Here is a 22401-nt window from a genome sequence, read left to right on the forward strand (position 1 = left end):
AAGCCACGAACATGACCGCACCCAAAGACTTTCACGACCGTATGCTGTCACTGGGCTTGGCCCGCGTTTCAGAACAAGCAGCCATCGCAAGCGCCGATTGGATCGGGCGTGGGGACGAAAAGGCAGCAGACCAAGCGGCTGTGAACGCAATGCGCGAACAACTCAACCGTCTCGAAATTGCGGGTGTTGTTGTGATCGGCGAAGGTGAGCGTGACGAAGCCCCGATGCTTTATATTGGTGAAGAAGTCGGCAGCGGCACAGGCCCCGGCGTGGACATCGCACTGGACCCGCTTGAAGGCACCACTTTGACTGCCAATGATATGCCAAACGCGTTGACTGTTATCGCCATGGGGCCACGCGGCTCGATGCTGCATGCGCCCGACACATATATGGATAAGCTAGCCATTGGCCCCGGTTACGCCACGGACACGGTTACTCTTGATATGACCACAAAAGAACGCGTTGCAGCTCTCTCCGCTGCTAAAGGCGGCGATGCACGCGACATTACGGTGTGCGTTCTGGCACGCCCCCGTCATGAGCAAGTCATTGAAGATATCCGCTCAACAGGTGCTGCAATTCGCCTGATCACAGACGGCGATGTGGCAGGTGTGATGCACTGCGCCGAACCTGCGTTGACTGGTATCGATATGTACATGGGCTCGGGCGGTGCACCAGAAGGTGTGCTTGCTGCATCTGCGCTGAAATGCATGGGCGGTCAAATGTATGGCCGTCTGCTTTTCCGCAACGCCGATGAGAAAGCGCGCGCTGCAAAAGCAGGTATCACTGACCTTGACCGCGTCTACACCCGCGATGAGATGGTCACCGATGACGTGATTTTTGCAGCAACTGGCGTGACCGACGGCTCAATTGTATCGGGCATCAAGCGTGAAGTTGGATACATCACCACTGAGACAATCCTCATGCGCTCCAAAACCGGATCCGTCCGGCGCATGACATATCGCAACCCTGTTTAAGTTGTGATGCTGGGGACCGGTGACACAGCCAAAAGCTTTTTAGGGGTCGAGGCATCTTTGTCGGTCCGCAAATGGGTAGGCCCAACCGCGGACATCGACAGGCACGCCTCCGCTATGGCCCAGCAAACCGGCCTGCCAGGCGTGTTATGCAATGTTCTGGTGCGTCAAGGCGTGACACCCGAAACTGCAGAAAGTTACCTTGCCCCACAACTGCGTGATTTGCTGCCAGACCCGCGCAGTTTGCGCGACATGGAAAAGGCTGCGCAGCGCTTTTTGCAGGCCATCAAAAACCGCGAACGCATTGCGGTTTTTGGGGACTACGATGTGGATGGCGGCGCGTCATCTGCTCTGCTTCTTGATTATTTACGCTCGGTCGGCCTTCGCGCGACCCTTTATATTCCGGACCGCATTGACGAAGGCTACGGCCCAAATGCACCGGCTATGGCAAGCCTTGCAGCGGATCATGATCTAATTATCTGCGTCGATTGCGGCACCCTGTCCCATGAGGCGTTAGCGGCTGCGACCGCAGCAGATGTGATCGTTCTTGATCACCACTTAGGCGGCGAAACTCTGCCCCCCGCATTGGCAGTCGTTAATCCTAACAGGCAGGATGAAACTGGCGATCTTGCACATTTATGCGCAGCGGCAGTGGTATTCTTGATGCTGGTCGAGGCCAACCGGCAAGCGCGCACCGAAGGTGGCGCAACGCCTGACCTGTTGGCCATGCTTGATCTTGTCGCCCTTGCAACTGTTGCAGACGTAGCGCCTTTGATTGGCGTCAACCGCGCGATAGTCCGCCAAGGCCTTACGGTGATGGGCAAGCGCGCGCGGGCAGGTTTGGTTGCGCTGTCTGACGTTGCAAAACTCGACACAGCGCCAAGCAGCTATCATTTGGGCTTTGTCATGGGGCCACGGGTGAATGCCGGCGGGCGCATTGGACAAGCCGACTTAGGCGCGCGCCTTTTGGCCACCGACAATCCACATGACGCCGCCGCAATGGCCGAGCGTCTTGATGTATTGAACACAGAACGCCGCGAGATTGAGGCAGCGGTCCGCGCCGCCGCGATTGAGCAGGTCGAAAGCCGTGATACCTCTGCGCCGCTCATCTGGGCAGCTGGCGACAACTGGCATCCTGGCGTCGTGGGAATTGTGGCCTCGCGCCTGAAGGAAACCTACAATAGGCCCGCGATCGTGATTGGTTTCGACGGAGATGATGGCAAAGGCTCTGGCCGAAGTGTGTCTGGTGTGGATCTTGGCGCGTCCATTCAAAAACTAGCTTCCGAGGGGCTTTTGAGTAAAGGCGGCGGTCACAAAATGGCAGCGGGCCTTAGCCTTACCCGAGATATGCTTGCGCCCGCGATGGAACGATTGTCTGACCTACTTGAAAAGCAAGGTGCGGGCACAGCGGGCCCTGCTGATCTAAAACTTGACGGCATGTTGATGCCTGCCGCGGCAACGGCTGAATTGATCGAACAGTTGGAAAATGCAGGGCCGTTTGGCGCCGGTGCCCGCGCACCACGTTTTGCGTTTCCCGATGTCGCAATCGGATTTGCCAAGCGCGTGGGCGAGACACACCTCAAGATCAATTTTGGCGACGGCATGGGCCAGCGGATTGACGCGATTTGCTTTGGCGCGATGGAAACAGACTTGGGCAAAACGCTGCTGGAACACGGCGGCAAACGGTTTCATTTGGCAGGTAGGCTTGAGCTAAACACATGGGGTGGACGGCGTTCTGTACAGCTGCGCCTTGAGGATGCAGCACTCGCGCAATAGCGCAGAAACAGTCATAAAAATTTTTGTGATTTTTTCGTAAAAAGCCACTTGCGCATCACCAGCAGTTTGCACTATTCACCCCTCACGCACAGTGGCCCGTTCGTCTATCGGTTAGGACGCCAGGTTTTCAACCTGGAAAGAGGGGTTCGATTCCCCTACGGGCTGCCATGCGGAACCTCTCCCCCAAACAGTATTATACCAGAAAAACCAGCGTAGTTTTCCGCGCTCGTTGGTGTTTTTGTGTACTCAGCTTTATTTCCGACTTTTTTTATAAGTTTTTACTTGCGCTGAATCGGTCTTCCGATGTATCTGATAAAAACAATCAGATATAAAAGGACCCTGACCAATGCCCGCTTTCGCGCTCCGCGCCGTACTTATTTCAGCTACCGCCCTTACGGCGGCTCCAGCTTTCGCAGATGGGGAACTGAACCTCTACTCCTCACGCCACTATGATACAGACGAACGTCTCTATACGGATTTCGAGGACCAAACCGGCATCACAATCAACCGTATCGAGGGTAAAGCAGACGAGTTGATCGCCCGCATGGAAGCCGAAGGCGCCAACTCACCGGCCGATATTCTGCTGACTGTTGATACATCTCGGCTTGAGCGCGCCAAAAATGCAGACATTTTGCAAAGCATCGATAGCGACGTGCTTGAAGCAAAAATCCCTGCCAACCTCCAAGACAGTGACAACGCATGGTTCGGCTTCTCACAGCGCGGGCGCATCTTTTTTTACGACAAAGCAAGTGTAGAAAACCCACCGCAAACCTACGCTGATTTGGCGGACCCCAAATACAAAGGGCTCGTTTGCATCCGCTCCTCGACCAACACGTATAATCAAACGCTACTCGCTTCGATCATCGAAAACGACGGCTCAGAAGCCGCCACCTCATGGGCAACAGGCGTGGTCGCCAACATGGCGCGTGACCCACAGGGCGGTGACACTGACCAAATTCGCGGTGTCGTTTCCGGTGAATGCGGGATTGCCGTTTCCAACACATACTACTTTGCGCGCGCAATCCGCCGTGATGTGAAAGGTGTCTCTGACAGCATCGACAACATTGGCTGGGTATTTCCGAACCAAGACGGGCGCGGGGCACATATGAACTTATCTGGTGCAGGCGTCGCCAAACATGCACCAAACAAAGACAACGCAGTCAAGTTCATGGAATATCTGGCTAGCGATCAAGCACAGGTCTATTTCTCCGCAGGCAACGATGAATACCCTGCCGTTAAGGGCACCGACCTTGCACCATCAGTAGCAAAGCTTGGTGATTTCAAAGCGGACGCTGTCGATCTTAGCAAAGTTGCAAAACAAATCCCCGCCGCGCAAAAAATATTTGCGAAAGTTGGTTGGGAATAGCGTTACTCAGGCACTAAGTACGATCAACATGCGGCGGTCCTAAGGGAGGCCGCCGTTCTTTTTTGTAACCCCGTCAATCAGACCCTCAAACTGAGTTACCCTGCCCCGTCCGGCACGCTTTGAGGCATAAAGCGCGTAATCCGCGTCGTTCATCATGCGTCCAATCTGCGGCACATTATACTGGGCAGAACACGTAAACCCGATACTCCCCGATATTGCGGCCGAGTTGGTATTAACTTTAATTGGGACCTCAATTGCAGTGATTAATCTTTCACAGAGTTTCTTAACTGCGTTGCCATCTGTCGTATCCATCATGACCGCGACAAACTCATCGCCGCCCGTGCGCGCAATGCAGTCTGAGCCGCGAAAATGTGACTGCATCACACCAGCTGCCGCTGACAGCACGGCGTCACCCGCCGCATGGCCGAGCCTGTCATTAACAGCTTTGAAGTAGTCAAGATCCATATGAATCAAAGTAAACTTCCGCGCAGCAGAAATGGCACTTTCCAAAACCTGAATAAGCGCACGGCGGTTATGTAGCCCGGTCAGCGGGTCCGTCTGCGCGTCGTGTTCTGCTGAAAGTTTAGCGTGCTGCAACCGGTCGTTTAGCTTGCGCGACTCGTTCATTGCGGCAGACTTTGCCTCAACAACATAGAGCATCTCAATTGTTGGATCATTCGGCGCAAAATCGCGGCTCGTCAGACCAAACCGCTGGACAGCATCCACAACGCCAATCCCAAATGACAGCGTCAAAACCGTGAGCCCTTCGCGGTGGTCAACCGCAACCACGCCTTTAAGGCGCGTGTAGGGTGGCTTTTTGAAACGCAGATGAACCGCAGATCCAACTGTAGCCAACAGCGCGCGACGACCCTGCATACTGGCCGGTTTGATCACCTCAAATACATCGTCGAACAATTCACCAACTAACGAGCCGTCACCTGAGATTTTGCTTAACGTAGCCCCTGCTTGGGTAATTACTCCGTCATCCGACACCACGATGTGCAGAGGTAAAAGCGTCTGGAGCAAGTTGACTGAAACAACATCAAACGAAGGGGACACCGCGACATTCATGTCAGGCCCCTCGCGCCAAATCAAAGCTGCGCCCATCGGCAAAGCCCGCGTCAAGCAAGCGCACATCAAGTGCGTCAAACCGTTCACCCAATGCACGCCTCTCAATCACTGCCAACGCACCATAATCATCCGCCATAGCGCGTAAGATACCCACAAAAACTGCGCCGAACCCCGGGATTGCGCCCCGTATTTGCAAGGTATAAGCGCCAGCTCCGCAGTCCCGAACACTCAGCATCGGCATTTCCAGATCAGCAACAGCAAGCCGCGCACGATCAGGCAACTCATCAAGCGAATGCAGAAAATCAACAAAATCGAACCCACCAAACCGAAGCAAGCGCCGCAGCGGTTCAGTCGTGGGATGACTAACCAGATGAGTTCCAAGGTCTTCAAGGACATCCTCAACATCACGGGCAAGCACCTTCGCGCAGCCCGTCAATATTTTCTCGGTCAACCCGTCATCATAATGCAACATTGCCTCGAATTCACTCACGGGCAGATTAGCATGACGCACAACATCCTGCCATGCGGACACGCCGTACGCGTTACGTATAAAACACTGAATTGACCGATTTATTAACCCGTGCATACCGCCTCCAGACTGCTGGCTACAGCTATGCATGGGCTAAGTTAACACGCCCTCAACACTTCAAATTGTCTTTATTTATAGAGCTAAAATCCAGTTTCCGTTCATCTGGCTTTAAAAGGTCTGAGCCACCCTAGGCACAGTCCACACGGAGCAATGAATAAATTCACTGGTCAGCCTCTATGCACTTTTCCAATACCAAAAGCAGATGCGAAATATCGGGCAATACAAAATCAGCAATCTGCTCCAAATCTTTGCGTGCCGCCAATCCGGTCAAAACACCACATGTCAAACAGCCAAGCGCGCGGCCCGCTGCAATGTCATGAGAACTATCACCAACCATCAAAACCTCGTCTGGCGTCAGGCCCACTTGTTGACAAAACGCCTGCAGTTGACCCGCTGACGGCTTTCCACCAAACCCGCTGTCTGATCCCGCAATAAATGCAAATTGCCCTTCAATATTAGCTGAATGCAAATGCGTGCGCGCCGGCATCTCAGCATCATTTGTAGCCACGCCCAACATAAGGCCCCGATCGCGCAATTTAGACAAAAACGGAGCCAAAGGCGTGACCTCTGCCTGAGGTGCTTCGCTTGCTGCCACATTCATAACCCAGATCAGGTCTTTCTTTGATCGATCCGGCACATGCGGTAACAGGGCGTCGGCAATGTCTTCTGGCGTTCCTGCAATCGCAACACTGGTCGGCAGAAACGCTTCAGCTTCAAAATTATAGCCAATGGCCTGCCCCAAGTCTGTGGCAATTTGTAAGTCACCTTTGGCAAGATCGGTCAAAAACGTCTTGGCCCAGACGGTCCAGGTTGCGTTGAAACCGAATAAAGTTCCATCTTTATCAAACACAATTCCGCGAATATGGCTTAGGTCCAATGCACTTGCCCCCCGCCCGGCAAGGCTGCACGCGCCTGCATTACTTGATCATACCTGACATCCGTTGCATCGCCAAAACGGATGACCCACGCATCATCCATTAATAGAAAATCCAAAACTGAACCTAAGAACTCAGGCTCCGATGCGCGGGTTCGCAAATCATCCGCACTAGCACCGCTCGCCCCCATAAAGACTGGCAGTAAATCCTCATCGCCAATCAGGAATGCCAAAGCCTTAAGCCCTAGCGTTTCGGCGGCGTCTTGCGAAATCATGAAGCAATCCTTTAAAAGTTTACTACAAATAATGGTTTGTTAACGTTTTTAGCGTTCAAAGAGTTAACCGTATTAACCTTAGTGATCGCCCCGCTATGACTGAACGCATTCTCATCATTGATCAAGTTGCCACAAACCGTATCGTTCTGAAAGTGCGGCTCGCGCGGGCAAACTATGATGTGATGCTTGCGGAGAATGGACACGACGCTCTGCGCATTCTGCGCAAACAGGGTGCCGATCTGGTGATCTGTGCTCCTGACTGCGGCGATATGACCGCTCAAAAGCTTTGCCAGCATATCAATTCAGACCACGCGCTAGCCAGCGTGCCGGTACTTATTCTAGCAGCCGAGGGCGATGGTTCTATTGTCACAGATGTTCTGCGCGCAGGCGCCGAAGATGTCCTTTTCCGTCCTGTTGCCGATCAGCATCTGTTGGCACGCATCCGCCGCGTCATGCGGGCAAGAACCACACGCGAGGAAGCACGCCTACGCGAAGATACGGACCGCGTTTTAGGGTTTGCAGAACCCATCAGCACTTTTGAACGCCGCATCAACCTAACTATTCTGTCACCTGATACGCAGGCTTTATGCCATACCAAACAACAGCTTAAAGGTAGCAACCAATTCAATACGCAGACATTTATGTGGAATGATTTCGATTCTGAGCATGAAAGCGTTGCGGCTTCTGACATCTTTTTAGTAACGCCACCACAGTTGGGTGCAGGCTGCGATCTTTCGGTCATTACGGACCTACGTAGCCGCAGCAGCACACGTCACGCGGCGATCGTACTGGTTTTGCCGATGCACCAAGATGCCATCGTAAGCTTCGCGCTGGATCTGGGTGCGGATGATGTGGTCAGCCAAAACTGCAGCCAAGAAGAATTAGCCCTGCGCCTTGGCCGGCAAGGTCGCCGCGCACAAGCGGGTGCCTACCTGCGCAACCGCGTGGCCGATGGGTTGCGTGCGGCTGTGAGTGATCCACTAACCGGCCTTTATAATCGCCGCTACGCCATTCCCCACCTTGAACGAATGCAAGAAACAGCACTGGCAACGAACAAACCATTTACCCTCATGCTGCTGGACCTCGATCACTTCAAACTGGTGAACGATACATTTGGGCATTCTGTCGGCGATGCGGTTCTTATCGAGGTGGCAAATCGGCTAAGGGACAATTTGCGCGCCATTGATCTGGTTGCTCGCATCGGTGGTGAAGAGTTTTTGGTCGCAATGCCCGCCACAGACCTTGATGAGGGGCGCGCGGCGGCCAACCGGCTAAGGCGGATTATTTTTGACACCCGCATCGAGTGCGCCGCAGATCACACCCCTCTCAAAATCAGCGTCAGCATTGGCATGGTTTTGGGCGGCCTCAGTGCGACTGAGCCAGATGTGCATATGTTGATCGCCCAAGCGGATCGCGGGATGTATTTATCAAAGCAAGGCGGTCGCAACAAAGTCACAGTCCAGCGATCAGCGGCCTAAACCACTTTTGGCCCCAAAACCGCGCTCACGGTCCCGACGCAGATTTTCGACCAATTCATCGCGTTCTGCATCACTCATCGCCGTAATTTTCTCGATCAACAAGTCACCGCCAAGTTGACCGCGTGCATTTTGGCTCGCCCGCCCTATTGCAATCAACTTACTCAACCGCGCAGCGTCGAATGGTTGCGCAGATAAAGCGCTTATCCATGCGTCCATTTGCGCAGCCGGCGTGCCAAAACTGGCGCGGTTATCATCGCGCAATTGTCGCATGGCCTGCCCAAGCGCGCGTCGATCCTCGCGTGGCAATGCCCGCACAACCTGACCCACAGGCCCCATACGCGCAGCAGACTTTGCCCCATCAAGCCGCCCATGAGCGCCACGCTCACCACCAAGAACAGTACCAACAACGATCCCTAAAATTGCGATGTTTCCAGCCAGAGATACGAAAAAAGCAACACGCCATTTATGGCTCACTCGTTTTTTCATTTGCTCAGTCATCCTTCTGCCCCTTCAAACGCGTCAAATCCAAACCAATCGCCCTCAAGCCCGACCAGCAACACCTCGTCACTGGCCACTAAACCAAGATCTTCCAGTGACGCCATGGCAACATCCGGTGGGTTAAACCCGATCATGACGCCAATCGCCAAGACTGCCGTTAAGCCACCCAGCGCACGCCATCCACCCATCTCCTGCCACAGGTTTTGTAGTGTGTTTTTGAGCGATGCGCCTTTGGCGTTTTGTTTGGAAGAAGCAACCAAAGCGCCGTCATGCACCTCAACCGCATCCTCAGTCAGTCGCGCCCAAAAAGCCTCTGTCGGTGCGATCTCCACATCTGATGCAGCCTCAAACAAGCTGTCCAGCTGCACGGCATCTAGGGGCTTAGATCTCAATTTATCAGTCATCAGTAAATCCTAACGCGTCCTTTTGAGGCGCCAACACGGCCGCCAATTGTCTTTTCCCGCGGGCGATCAAACTTTCCACAGCTTCAACTTTGCACTCCATGATTTCGGCAATCTCTGGATTAGTTAAATTACTCAGGTGTCTTAGGGCCACAGCTTGGGCTTGGCGTTCAGGCAGTTGTGCAATGCCGTCTCGAAGTGCTGCTGCCCGCGCCCGCGCTTGCAGCGCATCTACCGCGGATGGATCATCACTCACTAATTCAGCAACCGCGTCGGCAGGTATAAAGTCTCGCCGCGCGCGCAACCGATCCGTGCATAAATTAGACGCCACCCGGTAGAGCCACGTTGAGATTTTAGCCCGACCGTACTCCCACTTGGGCGCGTGGCGCCACAACCGCAACATCGCGTCTTGTGTCACATCTTCCGCCGCACCTTGCTCGCCCAGCATCCGCATAGCCAACGCATAAATCATGGGCGTTACCGCCCGCGTCAAAGCCGCCGCTGCATGGACGTCTCCCGCAACATAAGCCGCGAGAAGTGAAGCGTTTGGATCATGTTCATGCATGATCTCTGGCGTATGTTTCGGAAGCGCTGTCATCTGATATCACCGTGACGCAGACGCGGGCCTGCAACAAGACCGCGTCTGCGCCATTTGTTACTCGCCGCGGTTTTCCTTGTGCTTGCCACCCTGCTTTGAATGCTCTGCTCGCGCTGCCAAAGCTGTGTCGTATTCTTGTTTGGTTATCGCGCCATCCGCATCTGCATCCATGCGCCCAAACCCGCGCATTTTCCCTTTCTTGGCGTGTGGCGCCACAGCCTGCATTTCCTCAACGCTCAACAGACCATCCTCATTGGCGTCTGCCCGTTCAAACATCTTGGTGATGCGATCAGCCGCGCGCGTGCTGCGGTGCTCACTCATTTCTTGCGCCGTAATTTGACCGTCACTGTCCAAATCAATCACTTCAAACGCCACCGGCTCTGGTGGGCCTTTGCGTGCCTCGGCTATGCCAATTGTCAGGCTCAGTGCTGCGGCAAGGGCGAGGCTCATTTTGGTAATGGGAGACATTGTTACTTCTTTCTTCTCTAATGTGCCCCATCAGTATTTCGGGGCGGTTATATTCATCAAACGGTAGACCCCAAAGTTTCCGTCGCAAAATGCGGAAATTATTTTCCAAAGCCCAATTTCCGCGACATGGGGACGCGATTAGAAATGCGCTGTTTCGCTACAGCGGACAGCCGTGTAAGAAAGCAGACTTCAGCAGTTGAATGATTGGCCGACCCAATGAAAGATACCTACGACGTCGCCGAACGCCCCGCGAAGCCAGCAATGATCAGAGGCTGGAAACGCCGCTGTCCGAAATGCGGCGTCGGGCATATGTTCAAAGGATATCTGACTGTCGACAGCTCATGTATGAATTGCCAGCAAGACCTAAGCGGGCACCGCGCCGACGACGGACCTGCATATTTAACCATTTTGATTGTTGGCCACGTGATGGCGCCGTTTTTGCACATTGCGTTTACGCATTGGCAGCCGGACCCCCTGATTTTGGCAACAAGCCTTTCCGTTGGGTGTGTGGCTTTATCACTTTACCTGTTGCCGCGCCTTAAAGGGGCAATTGTCGGCCTACAGTGGGCCAAGCGCATGCATGGTTTCTCACACGACTAACGTGCACATGTCATGAGCGGCAGCCCCTGCAACACACCAATCAAAGACGCGGCAAGCATTATTTTGCTGCGGCAAACAGATGGCGGCCCAGCAGTATTGATGGGCCAACGGGGTGCAGCGGCAGCTTTCATGCCCTCTAAATTTGTCTTCCCAGGTGGTGCGGTTGATAAGAATGACTACGATATAGAAGTAGCGCAGCAAGGACAGATAGCCGGCGCGCGTGATGCGAGTGACGTGCCCACCCCCGCGTTAGCCGCAGCAGCAATCCGTGAGCTTTGGGAGGAAACTGGTCAGATTTTAGGAAGCGCTGGAACTTGGCCAACCGATCACGTCCCCGAGGGATGGGCAAGCTATGCGCAGACCGGTCACGTACCCAACGGCACCGATTTGCGCTTCATATTTCGGGCGATCACACCGCAAGGTCGCCCAAGGCGTTTCGATGCGCGTTTTTTTGTAGCGAATGCAGATGCCTTGCGCACTGACCCAGATTGCTTTGATCGCGCGCAAGACGAGTTATCGCATCTGCATTGGGTCCCACTGGCCGAGGCACGGCAGCTGGATTTACCATTTGTCACTGATGTGGTCTTGGCAGAGGTGCAAAGATTTGTGACGCGCAAGGTATGGCCCGCCTACCCCATGTTTATGGACAACACCGACGACCACAACATTGTCCGCCCATTAATCAACCCAATCACCTAACGCGCATCAGTACGGCTGTGGATGCGCACGGCCCGCTACATCAAGCGCCGTCATCACCTCATCCGACAGAACAAGATCCGCGGCTTTCAAAGAATTCTCCAACTGCGCCATCGTTGTTGCACCAAAAATCGAAGACGTCTTGAAAGGACGCTGCATTGACCACGCGAGCGCCATTTGAGTTGCATCAAGGCCGAACTTCTTTGCAATTTTCAGATAGGTATCAACAGCGGCAAAACCATTCGCTGATTTACGCCCGCCCAAATCACCATTCAGGTCCATCCGGCTGCCCTCAGGGATCGCCCCCCCTTGATATTTGCCGGTCAAAAGACCCGCTGCCAGCGGAGAAAACGGCAAGCAGGTGATGTCTTCATTGCACGACAACTCGCCCAGATCGGTATCATAAAGGCGGCACATCAAAGAGTATTCGTTTTGCAGCGATACAGGACGCGGACCGCCTGTTGCGTCCGCTGCCTTAAGCCACTCGGACATCCCCCAGGCAGATTCGTTAGAAAGACCAAAGTGGCGAATGGTGCCGCGTTTGATCTCATCTTGGAGTGCGCCCATGCAATCAGCCATATTCTGGCGCACCTCATCAGGTTTCTGCCCCGATGGATCATAGCTCCAGTTTTGGCGGAACATATAACTGCCGCGGTTCGGCCAGTGGAACTGATACAGATCGATGTAATCAGTATTCAAACGGCGCAGGCTACCTTCGATGGCTTGCGGGATACTCTTGGGCGTAATCGGCGCGCCGTCGCGTACGTGTTTGAGCCCCTCACCAGAGTGTTTGGTCGCCAAAATAATGTTTGCGCGCTGGCCCACACGTTCAAACCATTGGCCAATAATACGCTCGGTACGCCCTACGGTTTCGGCTTTCACAGGATTGACTGGATACATCTCGGCTGTGTCTACAAAGTTGATGCCTGCCGCGAGGGACGTGTTGATCTGTTCGTGGGCGTCTTCAATCGTGTTTTGCGATCCCCACGTCATGGACCCCAGACAAAGGGCGGATACGGACAGATCGGTGCGCCCAAGAGTGACGTATTTCATTGCGGCTTCTCCTTAAATTCAGGCGCCTGACCCAACTGCCAGACAAACGTTTCAGTATTGCTAATGCGCGGATGCCAAAAGGGAAAGGGCCACCACAGACCGCCTCAGTAATTGCGCAAGCCAACCAAGGCGGTTACACGGAGTGATCAACGCCCACATTTTTCGTATTCCAGTAGGATGTCGCCCCACATGAGCAGCCAAGCAAAACGTCACCTGATTACTTCAGCAATCCCATACATCAATGGGATCAAGCACTTAGGCAACCTTGTGGGAAGCCAGCTGCCAGCGGATTTGTTTGCGCGCTACCAACGGGCACGCGGCGCAGAAGTGCTGTTTTTATGTGCCACAGATGAACACGGCACGCCCGCGGAACTGGCGGCTGCAAAAGCTGGCAAGCCCGTTGCTGAATATTGCGCCGATATGTGGGAAGTACAGGCCAAGATCGCCGAAGGTTTCGGGCTGTCATTTGATCATTTCGGGCGCTCGTCCAGCCCGCAAAACCACGCGTTGACCCAGCACTTTGCGCAGCGCTTGTCTGAGGAGGGCTTGATCGAAGAAATCGTGACAGAGCAGGTTTATTCAAAAGCGGACGGCCGGTTCCTGCCTGACCGCTATGTAGAAGGCACCTGCCCTAACTGCGGCTTTGACAGCGCACGCGGCGATCAATGTGACAATTGCACCAAGCAACTTGACCCAACAGACTTGATCGACGCCCGCTCAACCATTTCAGGCAGCACTGACCTTGAGGTCCGCGAGACGCGGCACTTGTTTTTGAAGCAATCCAAGATGTGCGACACGTTGGATAACTGGATCAACCAGAAAGCCGACTGGCCCGTTCTTACCACATCGATCGCCAAAAAATGGCTGCACGACGGGGATGGTTTGCAAGACCGCGGCATCACCCGTGATCTGGATTGGGGCGTGCCAGTGATGCGCGCCGACGGCCCGTGGCCCGGTATGGAGGGCAAGGTTTTCTACGTCTGGTTTGACGCCCCCATCGAATACATCGCCTGCGCAGGCGAGTGGGTTGAAGCCGGCAAAGGCAGCGATTGGGAACGCTGGTGGCGCACTGACAAAGGCGCCGACGATGTGCGCTACACGCAATTCATGGGCAAAGATAACGTACCTTTCCACACCCTAAGCTTCCCAGCCACAATCATGGGCTCGAATGAGCCGTGGAAGCTTGTGGATTACATCAAGTCTTTCAACTATCTCAACTACGACGGCGGACAATTCTCAACATCGCGTGGACGCGGTGTGTTTATGGACCAAGCACTTGAAATTTTGCCCGCCGATTACTGGCGCTGGTGGCTCCTGAGCAACTGCCCTGAAAGCAGCGATGCCGAATTTACATGGGACGGTTTCCAAGGGGGCGTGAACAAGGACCTCGCAGATGTGTTGGGGAATTTCATAAGCCGCGTCACCAAATTCTGTAACTCGAAATTCGAACCAGCCATCCCGGCAGGTGGTGCATGGGGCGAGCGTGAAGAGGCGCTGATCCAGGAATTGGAAAGCCGTTTGCGCGCCTACGAAGCACATATGGAAGCCATGGAAGTCCGCAAATCCGCAGCCGAATTGCGGGCAATGTGGGCGGCAGGCAATGAGTATCTGCAGGATGTGGCACCGTGGTCCACGTTCAAAACGGACCCCGATCAAGCTGCGGCACAAATTCGACTGGCCCTGAACCTGATCCGAATTTACGCAGTACTGTCAGCGCCGTTCATCCCAACGGCCGCAGCGCGGGTATGCGCAGATATGAACACCCTTGATATGGCGTGGCCCACAGACATCCGCACGGCCCTAACCGCGCTGCCTGAAGGTCATGGATTCAATGTACCTGATGTGTTGTTCGCAAAAATTACTGATGATCAGGTCACAGAATGGTCAGAGCGTTTTGCTGGCACACGTGACTAACACCTAATCATGCGTGTTGAGGCGCACCGTCGTGTTTTGTGATCTGATGGTGCCCCCTCGCCCCGACACCTGGTACCTGCGGCCAGCACCATTGGTTTAGATGCTAAGTTATTGATAGTTAATGGTTGTCTCAAAGTTTTAACGCTTTGAGAGGCTCACAAATGCACACAATAGCAAACACAATCATACGTAATGGATCATACTATTATAACCTCAGAGTACCTAAACAGTTTGTAGTCGACTACGGTATTTCTACAATTCGTTTCAAGATTTGTGACGTCAGCGATTGTAAGCCAAACTACATTTCTGTTGATGATGTTGAGAAGGTGGTAAGAAGGTTAACTCCACTTATCATGGGCAGTCTTAGGACTGGTAGTAAATTAGACTATAAAGCTGCTGCCAGAAGCCTCATGCCAAAATCCACTCTTCTGTCTGAGATGATGCAGGAGTACCTATCTGTCAGGGATATATCCGAAAAACCCGTAAAGATCGCCGTCAAGCATCTCATAGCTGTAGCAGGTGACAGGGAAATAACTGACTACACACGAGAGGATGTAAGAGTCTTCTTGAGCTATATGCGACAAAGAGAAGTTAAGACTGCCACAGTGAGGCGTAAACTGAACAGCCTGTCTGCAATCTTCAACTACTCATATGCTGAGTTGGATATAGAACGACGTAACCCTTGGACTCGTGTGGTAATACCGCAAGAGGGCAAAGATGTAGACAGACGAGGGTCTTTTACAGTTGACCAGCTATTGGGCGGCTACAAACAAGCACTGTCATCATCTTCTAACGTACAGCTTCTATTTCCTATCCTTGGTGAGACTGGCTGTCGTTTGGCGGAGGTCGTTGGGTTGAAGGTAGGGGATGTTGACCTTGATAATCGTGTTTTGCACATCCGTCCTAATGAAAAACGAAGGCTAAAGACTGTGCGTTCAGAGCGATCTCTACCTCTTACACCTACTGCTTGTTTGGCCTTATCTATGGCACTTGAGCACTCAGATGATGAGTGGCTGTTTCCAAGGTACATTAAGGAAGACGGTTGCTACGCCACACACGCAAGTAATGCCTTAGCCAAGTGGACTAAGAGGAGATGGAACTTAACGGCCCATAGCCTTAGACACACGTTCAGAGACCGCCTCAGGGCTGCTGAGGTTCCATTGGAAGCCATAGATCAGCTTGGTGGTTGGTCTTTGATCTCAAGCATAGGGTCAAGCTACGGCAAGGGTTATAGTATAGACCATCTTCGGCGTTACATGGATCAAGTTGCGATCACCTAGCCAAAGAAAGATCAAACCAAATTCTTGCCTTGGCTTCATATACGGAAACCAACCAAGGCGCATTCAACTGCGCAAAAGATAGGGGTCTCTTGCTTTCATTGAGTTACGTTCTTTCTGTTTAGGCATAACTGCAATTTACCCGAAGAAATGTTAACTCAAAACTCTCTGGATCAAAATGGATAGAAAGAACCATGCTAGAAATGCAGTTATCACAAGCAATACAGCTATGCTGCCAAACAGCGGTTCTGTTAACATAGTAGTCATCAATGAGTCTTGAAAATAGAAGTGCCATTGGGCCATGTCTGCGAAAACCCATTCGTGCATCCTGTAGAAAACCTTTTGTGGGCCAATCAAGAATACAGCAGCGAGACCACTCAATAAAAGCGCTGTCATACTGAAAAATGTTTTCCCTAAGGTGAAGGGTCTCCAAATATCAAGAATTTTACGTGTTTTACAGACCCAACTGAGTACAAATATAAAGACTATGAACCCCGTTAGATACGTTGATGCCTTATTTAAGGAGGCAATCAAGCGAGCTACATCATTTAAGTGATCTATTTCAGGCTGAGTTAGAAACGTATCAATTACCTCACCATTAGGGGAGCGATATGTAATTTTTTTCTAAGCCTAACCCATCATTATTAACGGATTTAACTATTTCACCAAATACGATTGCCCTTTCCTCTTTTGTTGTGGTTTCAAATCCAGTTCGGTTACGATTTTGAGGGCCGTATTGGGCAATCTGTTCAGCAATTCCATTGTATTCATACAGATGCTTAAACAGAAAATTTGTCTGTGAAAGCGCTTTCCATGAAAACATCAGGCACAAAGCCAGCAAAACTACTGACAGAGACGAGTTCACTAAAATTCTTATGAGCAACAGTTACACCCAAGTTGTTCGTGTTAACCCATACTTTGATGAATGTTCAGAATATTTTCAAGTTAGCTGATTAAGATAATATATTTTGCACCTTTATTGAAATCTGAGGCATCCCTAGCGGCCCAAATGAACACTGACCGCCCAAAAGTTTTCGCCTCTCCGTGAATATCTCAACGCCTCTACTCACATAACCTCTGTGTTCAGTATCCTGTGAACTGACATACGGCTGATGCCCATCTGCTCAGCAATCTTGTAGGTACTGCACCCCTCAGCCTTCAACTGATGCACCTTCACCCTATCAATCCGCTTCTTGGTTCCCTTGTAGACACCTTTAGCCTTCGCCTTGGCAATCCCCTCAGCTTGTCGCTTCTTGATGATGTTCCGTTCAAACTCAGCGAAAGCCCCCATCATCTGCAACTGTAGTTTGGCAAATGCATCATCTGCCTCAGCAGAGAACGTCAGTCGTTCAGAGAGGAAGCTGATAGATACCCCTTTGTCGTTCAGAGTACTGATGATGTCCTGTAGGTCTCTTAAGTCCCTAGCCAACCTGTCGATAGAGCACACCACAACAGCATCACCCTCACGAGCGTAGTCGATCATAGCTTGTAGTGCTGGTCTATCTTTGGCTGACTTACCCGACAGCTTCTCCTCAAAGACCTTATCTACTTCACCAAGGTCTTGACGGTCTAAGTTCTGACCTTCGCTTGAAACACGTTTGTATCCAATGACTGACATAGTCGCCCCTACGGTAACATTTGATACTAGAGTACATTATTTCCAGTAACATCATCAAGGAAAATAACTCTAATGTTACCCTCAAGCCAGTAACACAGTAACAGCACCAATACGCTACACCCCATGTTACTAAGTTATTGAGATCGAGACACTTGCCATCACGACCATCCGTGAAGGCCTAGTCAGCTAGTTAACGGTTTTTCACACTAAGCAGCTTGTTGCGCTACGCTAGCGACAGTGGTGTTGCGTGTGTGCAGTCGAATGTGGTGTCTCATTTCGTGAATCACACGACCAAGCTCTGTGAAACTGCGGCAAAGCCACTAATGCCCACTAATATCTAAAAAGGGGTCAGACTGAGGGGATTCATCTGACCCCAGTTATTGCGTGGGAGTATGGGTGGAAAAGTAAACGCCCCACACATTAACAAATCTATATTCTAGAATGTGTTGTGTCAACAAATACCCCGTTGAATCGAAGAACTGGAATGATCCTTGCGAGTATGAGCAACCAACTTAAGGAATATGCCCTACGACGAAATTAGGGCCAAACGATCCGCACCATTGCTTCGTTTCGACGATTAAACGGCATTGTAAGTGGCCCATTGTAGGTAGCTCTAATCACCTCTGATGTTGCTGTGACCCCATCACGACTTAAACTATCCAGTAGTTGGGCTTCTGCATCATTAGCGTTTCTGTCGTTTGCACGACCACTGTAGCTGTAGACAGCGTAGTAGCCACCTTCGACCTTAATGACCTCTACAGATGGGTCAGTAGGCCTTGGCGCTGTCTCTAAGGTGTATGATGAAGGCAGGAAGAACTGCATATACCCCACATCACTTTGCTCCCCCTGAGTAACGGGTACAGTCATCTCTATCTTCTCTGACTGAGCGACAGGAATGGTCATAGAGACCTTCTCAGCAGACTGGTTTGCCCCTGAGATGTATTTGAACAAGGTTCTGAACGCCTTGTTAGAACGTGTCTGACTGGAAACCTGAGCAGCTATACGATCATCGTATTCACGGACTTCATATCCATCAGCCCTGAACACGACATCATAAGGTGGCTCTTCATATGCCATAACGGCCCCTCCAACGAAAATAGTAGGAACTACTACGAGGCAGTACAGCATCAGTGATCTGAGAATATCTTTCATGCTTATCAGGTGGCACTGGTCAGAAGACACTTCAAGGTCAAGCCTTAGCCGAGACACAAAAGAAGCAATCTGTTTCGTGTGTCGTATGGTTGCTGACTCACTTATGACTAATGTGTAACGACCAATAACCCTCTGTGCGTAAGGCTTATAGTTATCACAGACTGTAGTGTTACCTTATGGTGAGTAATGACATAGAATAAGGGACATGAGCTACCCACTTATCTCTTATTACCTAGTAGTATTACATTCTATTGAAGAGACTTGAGCTATCCCCTTAAGGAGGGGAACGAGGGGGTATAGCAAGCCTTTTCTCTTATGCTGAACTAAGGGTTCCGATAACCACTGATAAGTCGTTTTTCTCGTCCATCACGTTCAATAGAAAAGGCAGGAGCAACGGCCTTCCAGCCCTTCTCATGGCAGTAGCTCACGTATTCTTTCTGTAGCTCTTTACCAACGTCTAGGGATGCCTCTTGAGGGCAGACGAGGCAATCGTGCAGGAGAAAGATTGGCTGCTGTAGGCGTTCTACCAGCCTCATCATAATCTCTGTCTCATGGACAGCTAACGTCTCACTGTCCATCACACCCTTCTGCAATGCCTCAAGGCACGTGAACTTTGGGATGATGACCTTCCTGATCTCCGAAAGTCGTGCTTGCGTTATACCAGCATCCTTCATCATCTTAGTCGGTGTCCGCTGGTTAGCAGTTCCCCCACCAATAGCTGACCCCAAGACAGCCTTCACCTCATCACGCTGTATGCCTTCGACAGCGTAAGGGTCTTTGAACCTTGTAGTGAAAGGGATGTGGCCCGTAATTGAACACAGAAGAGTTGGATACATTCCACTAACATCGACCTCAGCAACAGGTTGTCCTTCGATGGTGCATCTGAGGCGTTCTGATTGCTTCATATTCGTCCAAGCACCGTAGAACCTACCGCCTCTGGTAAGGGCCTTGTCGCTGAACTTGCGTTGGGCTTGCCACATCTTCTGATTGCCGTAGGTCAGCGGTGCTTTCTTCCATAGCTCCCAAAGAGCCTTGGTGCGGTCGTCTATCTCACTGTTCACCACCTTGGTTTTCAATGCAGATGAACTTGTTGCATAGACCATGTCTGAGGATTGGAAGTTTATCCCTCTACCTATGTCAGGGACATAGTCAGCAATCAGATATCCATGACAGTTACCTATGCCCTCATAGAGATTGATCTCCGCTGTCACCTTATGGGTTATCCAACCTTGTTCGATCATGGCTTTGCGCAGGGCGATAGCGATCTTGTACCCAACCTGTGATCTTATACGCCAATAGGCTTCATCGTGAGGCCAGCCAATGATGAGTTCACCACCTTTGCGTTGCACTCTATCCTCAAGGCGCTGGGCTTGGAGCAGGAAGCTCGACAGTAGCACCCTTAGCTTTGAGAGTGATACTGGACGGCTACTGTAACAGCCAAGCACCTTCAAACATTCGTCAACAACTGCCACGTCAACCTCAGCCTCTGGTTCAACCAGTGGCGACAGAACCTCTTTGAACTCACTAGATGGGAATAGGTTCTCTAAGCTGAGGGGATCGCTGCTGACGAGCTTGGCACGGGTCATATGGGCCTCCATTGGACTTGAGCATGAGCCTATCACCACATGACTTAATGCCAAGATGAAACCGAAACTTGCCGTGTGCGGTGAGGATACGCCTGAGCAACGACAGGATGATCTATGAGTTCGCTTAGAGGCAGTCTAGAAGGATATGGCTACAATGATGAGATTAACCTGAGGAATTAAAGGGCTGCTCATGCACACAATTCGACTACAGATGCACACACTCAGTGTTGTAGTCGAGCTTCAAGCAGTCTAAGTTCAACCTGAGATGATCAATTATGTCTTTATAACTAAAAGCTAAATCATGCACGGTGGGGCGCACCGTCGTGTTTTGCGATATGATGGTGCCCCCTCGCCCTGACACCTGGTACCTGCGGCCGGACTCGAACCGGCACGGCATTCCTGCCTAGGGATTTTAAGTCCCCTGTGTCTACCATTCCACCACGCAGGCACGCGTCGCGTCAGGGCGAGAGGTGACCCCTACATACTGACCGCAAAACAAAGGTAAAGGCATAATCTGCGCAGAATGCATCGAACCTGACAGCGAAGCCGCCGGCAGCTATCAGTCAGACGCTCGCGCCTATAGATCGGTCGCGGGATCTTCGACCAACAGGGCACGTTCTGATAACCACGGATTGAGGCTGACAGCGATGCGGATTGTGTCCTGCGCCAATCGTGCACGCCCCATGCGGAGTAACGTCAGCCCCTTGCCCGAAAGCGCACCAATATGATCTGGCATGATGCTCAGTGCCATATCCAAATCGGGAAGTGCATTGGCATAGTCTTCCCGCAGATAGCGTATAAACGCACGCTGGTTCCAGCCTTCAGAGTACTCAGGGCAATACTCAATCAGTTGCGTAAACGTCGCCTCGGCCTCTGCCCACGCAAAGCTTTCACGCTGGGCTAGTCCTTGGGTCAAAAGCTCTTTGGCCCGCGCATCGGGGGCTTTGAACCACTCTTCCCAAAGCTGTGCTTGAAGCACTTGCGCGACTGCTGCATTCGGCGCCTCCAAAAGCCCCGCATGAAGTGCGCCGCGTTCGCGTAAGGTATCGGGCACCTCGGGGCAGGCATCTTGTGGCGCAGTTTGTGCCATCACGGGCGCCGTACATAAAACCACGGTGGCGATAAGGGTGGATGAAATGAGTACTCGCATGTTCCATAAGCTGGCACAGCAGCGGGATAAATCAAGCGTTACGACAGGCGCGCAATTTCACTTTTGACGTAAGGCACCGCCCACGAGGTATCAACGCCCATGGCAATGCGGGTTTTCTTGCGGCTTGGATCAGCACAGGTGCGACCCGACTCATCCCCTTCAAGAATGACCTGTAAGCCACTGTCTTCAAAAGTGAAACGCTCGGGGAAGGCAGCAACAAGAACCGCCATACTGTCATGCATCGCACAACCACCTTCAATACCAATCGAGCGATAAAACCGCAGGTAGAAATCTGAAATATCGCGGATAAATCCACCAACGCGCGGGGCATCTTTGCCCATCTGAACAAAGTCATCCCACGTCAAAAGAGTTTGCATCGTGGCATCAAGTCCCACCATCGTCACGTTCAGATCGCTTGCGAACACCGCATCTGCGGCAGCGGCATCATTGTAAATATTCGCCTCCGCATGGGGCGTAATGTTGCCCACATGCTGATAAGCGCCGCCCATCAGAATGATGTCTTTTACGTTGGCTGCAAAATTAGGATCAAGCTCAAGCGCGAGAGCAATATTGGTCAGCGGGCCAATGGGGCAAATGACCAGCTCACCTTTATGTTCAGCCGCTGCATCCACCAAAAACTGTGCCGCACTGCGCGGATCATCAAGACCAATCTGAGGAATATCCGTGAGCGCGCCGAACCCTTCGGGCCCGTGCACATAATCAGACGGGTCATGGCTGTTGCGGCCCAATGCAAACGCCGCCCCCTTGGCCACGGGTGCCTTATGTTTCAGCATGTCCAGCATATAGCGCGCATTGCGGGCAGACTGCTCAACATAGGTGTTCCCAAACACCGTCGTCAGGCCAATCAGCTCGATTTCATCCATCACGCAAGCCAGCGCAATCGCCAGTGCGTCATCTACGCCAGGGTCTGTGTCTATAATCATTTTCATATGCAAAGACCTAGAACCCGCACATCAAATTGACAACAAC

22 protein-coding genes and 2 tRNA genes are annotated in these 22401 nt (G+C 52.1%); 9 read left to right on the plus strand and 15 right to left on the minus strand.

Features of this window, described 5'->3' with window-relative positions; translation table 11 throughout:
• Positions 1 to 11: 11 nt before the first annotated feature.
• The 4 genes from glpX to OLX08_RS03915 all read left to right on the plus strand — a co-directional run bounded on the left by glpX (position 12) and on the right by OLX08_RS03915 (position 4113).
• Positions 12 to 974 carry a class II fructose-bisphosphatase gene (gene glpX, locus OLX08_RS03900; protein ID WP_048597794.1) on the plus strand — a complete coding sequence of 321 codons (963 nt, stop codon included), beginning with the start codon at positions 12 to 14 and terminating at the stop codon, positions 972 to 974.
• A gap of 6 nt (positions 975 to 980) precedes the next feature.
• On the plus strand, positions 981 to 2747 hold the full coding sequence (gene recJ, locus OLX08_RS03905) for a single-stranded-DNA-specific exonuclease RecJ (protein ID WP_391482622.1): 1767 nt from the start codon (positions 981 to 983) through the stop codon (positions 2745 to 2747).
• A 93-nt stretch (positions 2748 to 2840) separates the two neighbouring features.
• Positions 2841 to 2915: transfer RNA gene (locus OLX08_RS03910), tRNA-Glu, on the plus strand.
• A gap of 178 nt (positions 2916 to 3093) precedes the next feature.
• Complete coding sequence (locus OLX08_RS03915) at positions 3094 to 4113, plus strand: extracellular solute-binding protein (RefSeq protein WP_391482624.1); 1020 nt, start codon at positions 3094 to 3096, stop codon at positions 4111 to 4113.
• A gap of 39 nt (positions 4114 to 4152) precedes the next feature.
• Here the strand turns inward: OLX08_RS03915 and OLX08_RS03920 are convergent, their stop codons facing one another.
• The 4 genes from OLX08_RS03920 to OLX08_RS03935 form a co-directional block, all read right to left on the minus strand.
• Positions 4153 to 5220 (minus strand): diguanylate cyclase, encoded by a 1068-nt coding sequence (locus OLX08_RS03920; protein WP_391482626.1) that lies wholly within the window; start codon positions 5218 to 5220, stop codon positions 4153 to 4155.
• The gene (locus tag OLX08_RS03925; RefSeq protein ID WP_391482627.1) at positions 5186 to 5803 is read right to left on the minus strand and encodes a heme NO-binding domain-containing protein; all 618 of its coding nucleotides are present in this window, start codon (positions 5801 to 5803) and stop codon (positions 5186 to 5188) included. Before OLX08_RS03925 ends, OLX08_RS03920 begins: the two co-directional genes overlap by 35 nt.
• Before the next feature lie 130 nt (positions 5804 to 5933).
• Positions 5934 to 6650, minus strand: a complete 717-nt coding sequence (locus OLX08_RS03930; RefSeq protein ID WP_412535665.1) for an HAD family hydrolase — start codon at positions 6648 to 6650, stop codon at positions 5934 to 5936.
• Complete coding sequence (locus OLX08_RS03935; RefSeq protein ID WP_391482630.1) at positions 6641 to 6922, minus strand: DUF3572 domain-containing protein; 282 nt, start codon at positions 6920 to 6922, stop codon at positions 6641 to 6643. The genes OLX08_RS03930 and OLX08_RS03935 overlap by 10 nt, the downstream gene beginning before the upstream one ends.
• A gap of 95 nt (positions 6923 to 7017) precedes the next feature.
• Here OLX08_RS03935 and OLX08_RS03940 point away from each other — a divergent pair, with 95 nt between their 5' ends.
• Positions 7018 to 8400 carry a diguanylate cyclase gene (locus OLX08_RS03940; RefSeq protein WP_391482632.1) on the plus strand — a complete coding sequence of 461 codons (1383 nt, stop codon included), beginning with the start codon at positions 7018 to 7020 and terminating at the stop codon, positions 8398 to 8400.
• Here the strand turns inward: OLX08_RS03940 and OLX08_RS03945 are convergent.
• Genes OLX08_RS03945 through OLX08_RS03960 form a run of 4 tightly spaced genes read right to left on the minus strand, consistent with a single transcriptional unit; the run spans position 8389 to position 10365 of the window.
• Positions 8389 to 8898, minus strand: a complete 510-nt coding sequence (locus tag OLX08_RS03945; protein ID WP_391482634.1) for a periplasmic heavy metal sensor — start codon at positions 8896 to 8898, stop codon at positions 8389 to 8391. The two genes, OLX08_RS03940 and OLX08_RS03945, sit on opposite strands and share 12 nt — an antisense overlap.
• Complete coding sequence (locus OLX08_RS03950; protein ID WP_391482635.1) at positions 8895 to 9302, minus strand: hypothetical protein; 408 nt, start codon at positions 9300 to 9302, stop codon at positions 8895 to 8897. Before OLX08_RS03950 ends, OLX08_RS03945 begins: the two co-directional genes overlap by 4 nt.
• A complete protein-coding gene (locus OLX08_RS03955; protein WP_391482636.1) occupies positions 9295 to 9897 on the minus strand; it encodes a sigma-70 family RNA polymerase sigma factor in 603 nt (200 codons plus the stop codon). The genes OLX08_RS03950 and OLX08_RS03955 overlap by 8 nt, the downstream gene beginning before the upstream one ends.
• A 57-nt stretch (positions 9898 to 9954) precedes the next feature.
• Complete coding sequence (locus OLX08_RS03960; protein WP_391482637.1) at positions 9955 to 10365, minus strand: hypothetical protein; 411 nt, start codon at positions 10363 to 10365, stop codon at positions 9955 to 9957.
• A 216-nt stretch (positions 10366 to 10581) separates the two neighbouring features.
• Between OLX08_RS03960 and OLX08_RS03965 the strand changes: the two genes are divergently transcribed.
• Complete coding sequence (locus tag OLX08_RS03965) at positions 10582 to 10965, plus strand: DUF983 domain-containing protein (RefSeq protein ID WP_341245936.1); 384 nt, start codon at positions 10582 to 10584, stop codon at positions 10963 to 10965.
• Between the two features lie 12 nt (positions 10966 to 10977).
• A complete protein-coding gene (locus OLX08_RS03970; RefSeq protein ID WP_391482639.1) occupies positions 10978 to 11664 on the plus strand; it encodes an NUDIX hydrolase in 687 nt (228 codons plus the stop codon).
• A 6-nt stretch (positions 11665 to 11670) separates the two neighbouring features.
• On the opposite strand, the gene OLX08_RS03975 is transcribed toward OLX08_RS03970, so the two are convergent.
• A complete protein-coding gene (locus OLX08_RS03975) occupies positions 11671 to 12714 on the minus strand; it encodes an aldo/keto reductase (protein WP_391482640.1) in 1044 nt (347 codons plus the stop codon).
• A 189-nt stretch (positions 12715 to 12903) separates the two neighbouring features.
• On the opposite strand from OLX08_RS03975, the gene metG reads away from it, so the two are divergent.
• Together metG and xerC are read left to right on the plus strand one after the other, a co-directional pair.
• A complete protein-coding gene (gene metG / locus OLX08_RS03980) occupies positions 12904 to 14628 on the plus strand; it encodes a methionine--tRNA ligase (protein ID WP_391482642.1) in 1725 nt (574 codons plus the stop codon).
• Between the two features lie 161 nt (positions 14629 to 14789).
• Positions 14790 to 15908: a tyrosine recombinase XerC gene (gene xerC, locus OLX08_RS03985; RefSeq protein ID WP_391482643.1), complete on the plus strand. Its 1119-nt coding sequence runs from the start codon at positions 14790 to 14792 to the stop codon at positions 15906 to 15908.
• A gap of 1063 nt (positions 15909 to 16971) precedes the next feature.
• On the opposite strand, the gene OLX08_RS03990 is transcribed toward xerC, so the two are convergent.
• From OLX08_RS03990 to OLX08_RS04015, 6 genes are all read right to left on the minus strand, one after another.
• Positions 16972 to 17523, minus strand: a complete 552-nt coding sequence (locus OLX08_RS03990; protein WP_391482647.1) for a recombinase family protein — start codon at positions 17521 to 17523, stop codon at positions 16972 to 16974.
• A 537-nt stretch (positions 17524 to 18060) separates the two neighbouring features.
• The gene (locus OLX08_RS03995; protein ID WP_391482648.1) at positions 18061 to 18675 is read right to left on the minus strand and encodes an SOUL family heme-binding protein; all 615 of its coding nucleotides are present in this window, start codon (positions 18673 to 18675) and stop codon (positions 18061 to 18063) included.
• Positions 18676 to 18998: 323 nt separating this feature from the next.
• The gene (locus OLX08_RS04000) at positions 18999 to 20261 is read right to left on the minus strand and encodes a hypothetical protein (RefSeq protein WP_391482650.1); all 1263 of its coding nucleotides are present in this window, start codon (positions 20259 to 20261) and stop codon (positions 18999 to 19001) included.
• A 362-nt stretch (positions 20262 to 20623) separates the two neighbouring features.
• Positions 20624 to 20709, minus strand: a tRNA-Leu gene (locus OLX08_RS04005).
• A 129-nt stretch (positions 20710 to 20838) separates the two neighbouring features.
• Positions 20839 to 21351, minus strand: coding sequence for a tetratricopeptide repeat protein (locus OLX08_RS04010; RefSeq protein ID WP_391482651.1), 513 nt, complete (start codon positions 21349 to 21351; stop codon positions 20839 to 20841).
• Positions 21352 to 21449: 98 nt separating this feature from the next.
• Positions 21450 to 22361, minus strand: coding sequence for a nucleoside hydrolase (locus tag OLX08_RS04015; protein ID WP_391482652.1), 912 nt, complete (start codon positions 22359 to 22361; stop codon positions 21450 to 21452).
• Positions 22362 to 22401 lie beyond the last annotated feature (40 nt).

Origin of the sequence: Nereida ignava, from assembly GCF_047114695.1 — a bacterium.
Lineage (GTDB): Bacteria > Pseudomonadota > Alphaproteobacteria > Rhodobacterales > Rhodobacteraceae > Nereida > Nereida ignava.

What these genes read in the sequence shown, in the direction of transcription:
- OLX08_RS03950 (WP_391482635.1), bottom strand. Translation starts at nt 9,302, where the DNA reads ATGACTGATAAATTGAGATCTAAGCCCCTAGATGCCGTGCAGCTGGAC.
- OLX08_RS04010 (WP_391482651.1), bottom strand. Translation starts at nt 21,351, where the DNA reads ATGGCACAAACTGCGCCACAAGATGCCTGCCCCGAGGTGCCCGATACC.
- OLX08_RS03970 (WP_391482639.1), top strand. Translation starts at nt 10,978, where the DNA reads ATGAGCGGCAGCCCCTGCAACACACCAATCAAAGACGCGGCAAGCATT.
- glpX (WP_048597794.1), top strand. Translation starts at nt 12, where the DNA reads ATGACCGCACCCAAAGACTTTCACGACCGTATGCTGTCACTGGGCTTG.
- OLX08_RS03935 (WP_391482630.1), bottom strand. Translation starts at nt 6,922, where the DNA reads ATGATTTCGCAAGACGCCGCCGAAACGCTAGGGCTTAAGGCTTTGGCA.
- metG (WP_391482642.1), top strand. Translation starts at nt 12,904, where the DNA reads ATGAGCAGCCAAGCAAAACGTCACCTGATTACTTCAGCAATCCCATAC.
- OLX08_RS04000 (WP_391482650.1), bottom strand. Translation starts at nt 20,261, where the DNA reads ATGACCCGTGCCAAGCTCGTCAGCAGCGATCCCCTCAGCTTAGAGAAC.
- OLX08_RS03995 (WP_391482648.1), bottom strand. Translation starts at nt 18,675, where the DNA reads ATGAAAGATATTCTCAGATCACTGATGCTGTACTGCCTCGTAGTAGTT.
- recJ (WP_391482622.1), top strand. Translation starts at nt 981, where the DNA reads ATGCTGGGGACCGGTGACACAGCCAAAAGCTTTTTAGGGGTCGAGGCA.
- OLX08_RS03975 (WP_391482640.1), bottom strand. Translation starts at nt 12,714, where the DNA reads ATGAAATACGTCACTCTTGGGCGCACCGATCTGTCCGTATCCGCCCTT.
- OLX08_RS03960 (WP_391482637.1), bottom strand. Translation starts at nt 10,365, where the DNA reads ATGTCTCCCATTACCAAAATGAGCCTCGCCCTTGCCGCAGCACTGAGC.
- OLX08_RS03940 (WP_391482632.1), top strand. Translation starts at nt 7,018, where the DNA reads ATGACTGAACGCATTCTCATCATTGATCAAGTTGCCACAAACCGTATC.
- OLX08_RS03965 (WP_341245936.1), top strand. Translation starts at nt 10,582, where the DNA reads ATGAAAGATACCTACGACGTCGCCGAACGCCCCGCGAAGCCAGCAATG.
- OLX08_RS03955 (WP_391482636.1), bottom strand. Translation starts at nt 9,897, where the DNA reads ATGACAGCGCTTCCGAAACATACGCCAGAGATCATGCATGAACATGAT.
- OLX08_RS03990 (WP_391482647.1), bottom strand. Translation starts at nt 17,523, where the DNA reads ATGTCAGTCATTGGATACAAACGTGTTTCAAGCGAAGGTCAGAACTTA.
- OLX08_RS03925 (WP_391482627.1), bottom strand. Translation starts at nt 5,803, where the DNA reads ATGCATAGCTGTAGCCAGCAGTCTGGAGGCGGTATGCACGGGTTAATA.
- xerC (WP_391482643.1), top strand. Translation starts at nt 14,790, where the DNA reads ATGCACACAATAGCAAACACAATCATACGTAATGGATCATACTATTAT.
- OLX08_RS03915 (WP_391482624.1), top strand. Translation starts at nt 3,094, where the DNA reads ATGCCCGCTTTCGCGCTCCGCGCCGTACTTATTTCAGCTACCGCCCTT.
- OLX08_RS03920 (WP_391482626.1), bottom strand. Translation starts at nt 5,220, where the DNA reads ATGGGCGCAGCTTTGATTTGGCGCGAGGGGCCTGACATGAATGTCGCG.
- OLX08_RS04015 (WP_391482652.1), bottom strand. Translation starts at nt 22,361, where the DNA reads ATGAAAATGATTATAGACACAGACCCTGGCGTAGATGACGCACTGGCG.
- OLX08_RS03945 (WP_391482634.1), bottom strand. Translation starts at nt 8,898, where the DNA reads ATGACTGAGCAAATGAAAAAACGAGTGAGCCATAAATGGCGTGTTGCT.